Consider the following 7,948-nt stretch of genomic DNA (forward strand, 5'->3'; position numbering starts at 1 on the left):
CTGCCGGGGGTCGGGGTGGACATGGACTCGGAGATCGAAAGCGGCACCACGGCACCCGCCGAGGCACACACCGGGGCCACACGACGCCACACGGGGAACACGACCGCACCTGCGCCGCAGCCGCCCCTCCCCTCACCCGAAGCCAGCGCATACGCCGGCCCGCGCACACGACGGCGCGGCGCTTCCCTGTCGGACACTTCCCTCACCTGCCGGGGGTCGGGGTGGGGAGCGGCGGGGAGCCGGCGGGGGGCGGAGGGACGGCCACTGCCGGGTCGGGGGTCGTGGGGGTGGGCTGGAGGCCGGTGGGGGCGGGCTGACCCTGGGCCGGTGCGGTGGAGGGGGGCGTCGACCCCTGCATGGGGAGAGGGGGGGCCGGGGGCAGGGCCTCGGGGGCGACCGGGCGGGTGAGGGCGGCCGACTGGGGGGCGACGCCCGGGACGCCCTTGACCTTGCCGTCGGGGCCGAGGAAGGCCGGGTCGCCGCCGGGGACCATACCCAGTTCACGGGCCCGGCGCTGGAGGGCGTCGGGGGACGAGTAGGCGTCGATGTCCCGCTGGAGGCCCTGTTCCTCGTCGGTGAGGCTCTTCGTCCGCTTCTGCAGATCGGCCAGTTTGAACGAGCCTTCGCTGAGCGCGGAGTTCAGCACCAGCAGCCCGATGAGGCCGCCGCCCAGGAGCAGGACGACGAGGAGGACGAACGGGGCGCGGGCGGCCCGGGCGCGGCCGGCCGGGAAGAGCCGGGCGAGTCGCGCGGCCCGCCCCCTCAGTTCGGGTTTCCTACCCACGGCTCCCCCGGTGAGTTCGGGAATCCAACCGGCTCCTGCCGTGCGTTCGGGAATCCAACCGACCCGTCTCGCTCACTCGGCGTCCTCCCTGATGCGCTCGGCGCCGCGGAGCCTCGCCGGTGCGGCCCGGCGGTTCTCGGCGACCTCTTCCTCGGTGGGAAGTTCGGCACCCCGCGTGAGCAGCTTGAGCCGCGGCTGGTAGCGCTCCGGCACGACCGGCAGCCCGGGCGGCGCGGTGGACGCGGCTCCGGCCGCGAACACCTGCTTGACCAACCGGTCCTCGAGCGAGTGATACGACAGCACGGCGATGCGCCCGCCGACGCCGAGGGACTTCACCGCGGCCGGGATCGCCCGCTCCAGGACGGACAGTTCGCCGTTGACCTCGATGCGCAGCGCCTGGAAGGTGCGCTTGGCGGGGTTGCCGCCGGTGCGCTTGGCGGCCTGCGGCAGGGCGTCCCGGATCACCTCGACGAGCCGCGCGCTGGTGCTGAACGGCTCCTTCTCCCGCTCGCGCACGATCGCCGACACGATCCGCTTGGCCTGCTTCTCCTCGCCGTACGCGCGCAGGATGCGCACGAGTTCGCCCGCCGGATAGGTGTTGAGGACCTCGGCGGCGCTGATGCCGGTCGTCTGGTCCATGCGCATGTCCAGCGGCGCGTCCTGGGCGTAGGCGAAGCCGCGGTCGGCCTCGTCCAGCTGCATGGAGGAGACCCCGAGGTCGAACAGAACGCCTTGCACGCGCGCGATGCGGAGCCGGCGCAGGACCTCGGGCAGCTCGTCGTAGACGGCGTGCACGAGCGTGGCGCGCTCACCGAAGGGCGCCAGCCGCTCGCCGGACAGGCGCAGCGCCTCCTTGTCCCGGTCGAGGCCGATCAGCCGCGCCTCGGGGAACCGGGCCAGCAGTGCCTCGCTGTGCCCGCCGAGGCCGAGGGTGCAGTCGACGACCACCGCTCCCGGGCGCTCCAGGGCGGGCGCCAGCAGGTCCAGGCACCGCTGGAGCATCACCGGGACGTGTCGACTCTGGCTCAAGACGGCCTCTCATCTTCCGGCGAGGCCATACGCACCGCCGGGTCCCCGCCAGCTCGTGATGGGGAGGCCTGCCGGCGCCGGAAGCGTCAGCCGGACCGGGAGCGGGAGGAGGCCGAGCCGTACGTACGCGCCGCGCACGTGGGGAGACGGTCCGGGGCGAGCCGGGGTCTCCGGGGGTTTCACCAGCAGGGAGAGCCACGTCTCCCGCTTCGCGTCACTTTAGTCCACCGTGTCTCGCGGTCAATCAACCGGCCTGCGCGTCGCCTACCGCATCGCGGCGGGAGCCGCAATTCGGCTGGATTCACCCGTCCGGAACAGGTTTGCCCTCCCTATGGGGTAGCTCACAACAAGCCACGATGACGTTCTTTGTCCCGTCTCACAGCGGGCCAGGAACGAGCGTGACCAGTAACGTCATGAGTATGACGACTTCCGCAGCAGTTCCCACTGGATCCGAAGGCGCCATAACGAACGGCGGCACCGTGACGGATCGCCTGGTGGAGGCCAACCAGGCGTACGCCGCCGAGTTCACCGACCCGGGCATGGACGCTCACCCCGTCCTCCAGGTCGCCGTCGTGGCCTGTATGGACGCCCGTCTCGACCTGCACGCCGCGCTCGGCCTGGAGCTCGGCGACTGTCACACCATCCGCAACGCGGGCGGTGTCGTGACCGACGACGTCATCCGTTCCCTGACCATCAGCCAGCGGGCGCTCGGCACCCGCAGCATCGTGCTCATCCACCACACCGGCTGCGGCCTGGAGTCCCTCACCGAGGACTTCCGGCACGAGCTGGAGATGGAGGTCGGCCAGCGGCCGGCCTGGGCGGTGGAGTCCTTCCGGGACGTCGACCAGGACGTGCGCCAGTCCATGCAGCGCGTGCGCACCTCGCCGTTCCTGGTGCACACCGACGACGTGCGCGGTTTCGTGTTCGACGTGCGCTCCGGTCTGCTGCGCGAGGTCGACCCGGCCTGACCGGCACACCGGCCGGCCACCCCGAAAACACGGCGTCTTCGTACGCCTTCCCGCGTCTCCCCGGTATCGAAAATGCGGTCGAAAAATACGTAAGGCCGACATCGTGCGGGCAGTTGTCCACAGGCGAGTGACACGAATCGGTAACGGCGGCAAGAATGCGGGGTGTGGCGTCGCGCGGAACTTTTCCCGCGCGGTGTCCGTGTTTCGGGGTGGGCCGGTTCGCAAGCAGCGTCGGCCCGGAAAGAACGGGCCGAGGAGGGCCGGGTGACGACCTATGACGATCGAGCGAGCCTCACAGATCTGACCGCCACGGTGGAGCGGGTGCGCGGTTCGGTGGAAGGCGTGATCGAGGGCAAGCCCGAGGTCGTACGGCTGGCGCTGACCGTGCTGCTCGCCGAGGGCCACCTGCTGATCGAGGACGTCCCCGGCGTGGGCAAGACGATGCTGGCCAAGGCGCTGGCACGGTCCATCGACTGCACGGTGCGGCGCATCCAGTTCACACCCGACCTGCTGCCCTCGGACATCACCGGTGTGTCCATCTGGGACCAGCAGCGCCGGGACTTCGAGTTCAAGCCGGGCGCCATCTTCGCGCAGATCGTGATCGGCGACGAGATCAACCGCGCCTCGCCCAAGACCCAGTCGGCGCTGCTGGAGTCCATGGAGGAGCGCCAGGTCACCATCGACGGGCAGACGTACGAACTGCCCAGCCCCTTCATGGTGGTGGCCACGCAGAACCCGGTCGAGATGGAGGGCACCTACCCGCTGCCCGAGGCCCAGCGCGACCGCTTCATGGCCCGGGTCTCCGTCGGCTACCCGAGCGTGGAGGCCGAGTTGCAGATGCTCGACGTCCACGGCGGGGTGAGCCCGCTGGAGGACCTGCAGCCGGTGGCGCACGCCCACGAGATCGTGAAGCTGATCGAGGCCGTGCGCGGCGTCCATGTCGCCGAGCCGGTCCGGCGGTACGCGGTGGAGCTGGTCGCCGCCACGCGCAACCACCCCGACCTCAGACTCGGCGCCTCCCCGCGCGCGACGCTGCATCTGCTGCGCGCCGCGAAGGCGTCCGCGGCCCTCGCCGGCCGGGAGTACGCACTGCCGGACGACGTCCAGGCCCTCGCCGTCGCCGTCCTCGCGCACCGTCTGCTGCCCACCGCCCAGGCCCAGCTGAACCGCCGTACGGCCGAGCAGGTCGTGCAGGAGATCCTCCAGCGCACCCCCGTGCCGACGGCGCCCGGACAGCAGAGCGGCTTCGGGGGCCTGGGGCGGGGCGTTCCGGCGTATCCCCAGCAGCCCCCGCGGAGTCTGTGATGAGTGCCGGGGGGACCGGGCAAGCGGACGCCGACCCCGGGGAGGCGGGCGGCGTCCGTACGGCCCTGGCGGGTCTGACGACCCGTGGCCGTTCCTTCCTGGCGGCCGGTATCGCGGCCGCGATCTGCGCGTATGTGCTCGGCCAGAGCGATCTGCTGCGGGTCGGCCTGCTGCTGGCCTCGCTCCCGCTGATCTGCGCGACCGTGGTGTACCGCACGCGCTACCGGGTGGCCGGCACCCGCCGGCTCGCCCCCGCGCGCGTGCCGGCCGGCAGCGAGGCCCGGGTGCATCTGCGGATGGACAACGTCTCCCGGCTGCCCACCGGACTGCTGATGCTCCAGGACCGGGTGCCGTACGTCCTCGGACCGCGCCCCCGGTTCGTGCTGGACCGGGTGGAGCCGGGCGGCCGCCGCGACGTGTCCTACCGGGTCCGCTCCGACCTGCGCGGCCGCTATCCGCTGGGCCCGCTGCAGCTGCGGCTGACGGACCCCTTCGGGATGTGCGAGCTGACCCGCTCCTTCTCGACGTACGACACCCTCACGGTCATCCCGCGCGTGGAGCCGCTCGCACCGGTCCGCTTCGGCGGCGAGGCGCAGGGGTACGGCGACGGGCGGCAGCGCTCGCTGGCCCTCGCGGGCGAGGACGACGTGATCCCGCGCGGCTACCGCTACGGCGACGACCTGCGCCGGGTGCACTGGCGGTCCACCGCGCGCTACGGCGAGCTGATGGTGCGCCGCGAGGAGCAGCCCCGGCGCTCCCGCTGCACCGTCCTGCTGGACACCCGGGGCGGTGCCTACGAGGGCGCGGGCCCCGACTCGGCCTTCGAGTGGGCGGTGTCCGCCGCCGCCTCGGTGCTGGTGCACATGCTCGAACGGGGCTTCTCGGTACGGCTGCTGACCGACAGCGGCAGCGTGGTGCCCGGCGAGGGCGCCGACGGGTACGCGGGCAGCGGCCAGGAGACCGCGGAGGCGGCCGGGCTGATGATGGACACCCTCGCGGTGATCGACCACTCCGACGGCATGGGCCTGTCCCGGGCCTACGACGTGCTGCGCGCCGGGAACGAGGGGCTGCTGGTGGCCTTCCTGGGCGACCTGGACGAGGAGCAGGCCGCGACGATCGCCAAGATGAGCCGGCGCAGCGGCGGCGCCGTCGCCTTCGTGCTGGATCCGGACACGTGGGTACGGGAGGCGACCGACGTGCCAAGGGCCGGCGACCGGCACGCCGAGCGGCTGCGCATGCTGCGCGATGCCGGCTGGACGGCGCTGAGCGTGCCGCGCGGCGCCGCACTGAACGCCCTGTGGCAGCAGGCGGACCGGGAGCGCTCGGGCCTGGCCGTCATGAGCGGGGAGGCGGCGCGATGAGCGGGCGGGCCCGACTGACGCTGTGCGCGGCCGCGGCCACGCTGATGGCCTCCTGCGCGCTGCTGCCCCTGGTGGCCGAGCCGACCTGGCTGCTGGAGCTGGTCCCGCTGGTGGCCGTGCAGACCGGGGTGGGCGCGGCGGCCCGCCGGGTGCCGCTGGGCCGGCCGCTGACCGTGGCCGCGCAGGCGCTCGCCACCCTGCTGCTGCTCACCCTGGTCTTCGCCCGGGAGTACGCGGTCATCGGGCTGATCCCCGGCCCTGATGTCTTCCGGCACTTCGCCGACCTGCTTCAGCAGGGCTCACAGGACGTCAGCGAGTACGCGATACCCGCGCCGCTCACCGACGGCATCAAACTGATGGTGCTCGGCGGCGTCCTGCTCATCGGGCTGCTGGTGGACACGCTCGCGGTGACCTTCCGCAGCGCCGCCCCGGCCGGGCTGCCGCTGCTCGCCCTGTACTCGGTGGCCGCCGGGCTGTCCCACGGCGGGGCCGACTGGCTGTGGTTCCTGGTGGCGTCGGCCGGCTATCTGATGCTGCTGCTCGCGGAGGGCCGGGACCGGCTGGCGCAGTGGGGGCGCCTGTTCGGCGGCGCGCCCCGCTCCCCCGGCTCCCCGGAGGGCGGCGCGGTGGCCCCGGTGCGCACCGGACGCCGGATCGGCGCGGTCGCGCTCGGCGCGGCCCTGGTGGTGCCGCTCGCCCTGCCCGCGATGCAGGGAGGCCTCCTGGAGGCCGCCGGCGCGGGCGTGGGAGCGGGCGACGGCAACGGGGGCACGATCTCCGCGGTCAATCCGCTGGTGTCGCTGCGCGACAGCCTGAACACGGACGACGACCGCCAGGTGCTGTCCCTGAGGACCAGCTCGAACGACATCTCGGACCTGTATCTGCGGATAGTCTCCCTGGACGATTTCGACGGCACCACCTGGAAGCCGGCCCAGCGGCACATCGTCGGCGTCCCCGACACGTTCCCCACGCCCATCGGCCTCGCACCGGACGTCAAGCGCAGCACGGTGACGACCACGGTCACGGCGGCGGACTCGTATGCCCAGGACTGGCTGCCGATGCCGTATCCGCCGAGCGGAGTGAGGGTCGGCGGCCGCTGGCGCTACGAGCCGGTCGGCATGACCCTCGTCGGCGACCACGGCCAGACCACGCGCGGTGAGACCTACCGGGTGACCAGCCTGGACGTACAGCCGACCCCCCAGCAGCTGGCCACCGCTCCGGAGCCGCCGGCGGCGCTGAAGCGCGAGTACACGCAGGTGCCGTCCGCGCTGCCGACGGTGGTGGCCCGGACCGCCAAGCAGATCACGGCGGGCGCGCACAACCACTACGAGGAAGCGGTCAAGCTCCAGGACTACTTCTCCGTCTCGGGCGGCTTCCAGTACGACACGCAGGTGGAGGTGGGCCGTGGTCCCGGCGCCATCGCGAACTTCCTGAAGAAGAAGGAGGGCTTCTGCGTCCACTTCTCCTTCGCCATGGCGGCGATGGCCCGCACGCTCGGCATCCCGGCCCGGGTCGCGGTGGGCTTCGCGCCCGGCACCGCGCAGGCCGACGGCTCGGTCACGGTGAACCAGAAGGACGCCCACGCGTGGCCCGAGCTGTACTTCGCGGGCGTGGGCTGGACCCGCTTCGAGCCGACCCCGACCCGTGGCACCACGCCGTCGTACACCCTGTCGGACACGCCCGGCACCTCGCTGCCCGACCAGGGCCTGCCCTCGCACCGGTCGTCCTCGGCGCCCTCGGCTGCGGCCTCGCCGAGCGAGAGCTGCTCGCCCCAGCTGGTCAAGGTGCAGGGCTGCGACACCCCGTCCGCCGCGGCGGCTGAGCACAGCGGCGGCGGGGGCACGGGCCCGTGGTGGTATCTGCTGATCGGCCTGGGCGCGCTGGTGGTCCTGGCGGTTCCGCTGTCGCCGCTGCTGTGGCGGGTGCGGGTGCGGTCGGCGCGGCTGGGCGGGCATGCCCGGACCGACGAGGGCGCGGTGGCGCACACCCTGGCGGCCTGGCAGGAGCTGACGGACAGCGCCTGGGATCACGGCATCCCGCCGGACGAGTCGCTGACGCCGCGCCGGGCGGCCGCCCGGATCGTCGAGCTGGGCCGGCTGGATCCGGCCGCCGGTGCCGCGGTGCACCGGCTGGCGGACTCGGTGGAGCAGGTGCTGTACGCGCAGCGGCCGAGCCCGGCGGCGGGGGCGGCGCAGGACGTGCGCCGGGTGATCGAGGGGCTGCGCGCCACGGTGAGCGGCGGTGCGCGGCTGCGGGCGCTGTTCCTGCCGCGCTCGTCGGTGCGCGTGCTGTGGGCGGTGGCGGCCCGCTGGTCCGCGCTCAGGGCCCGGGTGGTGGCGGGCAGGCCCGGCCTGCGCCGGCCGTCGGAGCAGCAGGGCTGAGACGGGCAACGTGTGAGGGGCGGCCTCCTCGTCCCGCCCGATCAACGGCGGCGCACTGAAGACGATCTGCGACACGCCCCCATCCTGACACGCTGCAGAACCCCCCGGGTCAGGAGGTGT

The 7,948-nt window shown here is 73.2% G+C and carries 6 protein-coding genes; 4 read left to right on the top strand and 2 right to left on the bottom strand.

All coding sequences use genetic code 11. The features are described from left to right. Positions 1 to 202 precede the first annotated feature (202 nt). Positions 203 to 784, bottom strand: coding sequence for a septum formation initiator family protein (locus AB0L75_RS39525; protein ID WP_365191063.1), 582 nt, complete (start codon positions 782 to 784; stop codon positions 203 to 205). A 72-nt stretch (positions 785 to 856) separates the two neighbouring features. Beyond that, positions 857 to 1,813, bottom strand: a complete 957-nt coding sequence (gene rsmH / locus AB0L75_RS39530) for a 16S rRNA (cytosine(1402)-N(4))-methyltransferase RsmH (protein ID WP_365191065.1) — start codon at positions 1,811 to 1,813, stop codon at positions 857 to 859. Between the two features lie 356 nt (positions 1,814 to 2,169). Between rsmH and AB0L75_RS39535 the strand changes: the two genes are divergently transcribed. The 4 genes from AB0L75_RS39535 (at position 2,170) to AB0L75_RS39550 (ending at position 7,828) form a co-directional block, all read left to right on the top strand. Next, positions 2,170 to 2,781 carry a carbonic anhydrase gene (locus tag AB0L75_RS39535; RefSeq protein ID WP_365191067.1) on the top strand — a complete coding sequence of 204 codons (612 nt, stop codon included), beginning with the start codon at positions 2,170 to 2,172 and terminating at the stop codon, positions 2,779 to 2,781. Between the two features lie 264 nt (positions 2,782 to 3,045). Then, the gene (locus tag AB0L75_RS39540) at positions 3,046 to 4,086 is read left to right on the top strand and encodes a MoxR family ATPase (RefSeq protein ID WP_365191068.1); all 1,041 of its coding nucleotides are present in this window, start codon (positions 3,046 to 3,048) and stop codon (positions 4,084 to 4,086) included. After that, entirely contained in the window at positions 4,086 to 5,447 is a 1,362-nt protein-coding gene (locus tag AB0L75_RS39545; RefSeq protein ID WP_365191069.1) for a DUF58 domain-containing protein, read from the top strand. Before AB0L75_RS39540 ends, AB0L75_RS39545 begins: the two co-directional genes overlap by 1 nt. Continuing rightward, entirely contained in the window at positions 5,444 to 7,828 is a 2,385-nt protein-coding gene (locus AB0L75_RS39550; protein WP_365191070.1) for a DUF3488 and transglutaminase-like domain-containing protein, read from the top strand. The genes AB0L75_RS39545 and AB0L75_RS39550 overlap by 4 nt, the downstream gene beginning before the upstream one ends. The last annotated feature ends 120 nt before the right edge of the window (positions 7,829 to 7,948 follow it).

It is taken from the genome of Streptomyces sp. NPDC052101, assembly GCF_040680235.1.
In the GTDB taxonomy this organism is placed as follows: domain Bacteria; phylum Actinomycetota; class Actinomycetes; order Streptomycetales; family Streptomycetaceae; genus Streptomyces.

Coding starts and splice junctions, on each gene's coding strand:
- AB0L75_RS39550 (WP_365191070.1), top strand. CDS start 5,444: ATGAGCGGGCGGGCCCGACTGACGCTGTGCGCGGCCGCGGCCACGCTG.
- AB0L75_RS39545 (WP_365191069.1), top strand. CDS start 4,086: ATGAGTGCCGGGGGGACCGGGCAAGCGGACGCCGACCCCGGGGAGGCG.
- AB0L75_RS39535 (WP_365191067.1), top strand. CDS start 2,170: ATGACGTTCTTTGTCCCGTCTCACAGCGGGCCAGGAACGAGCGTGACC.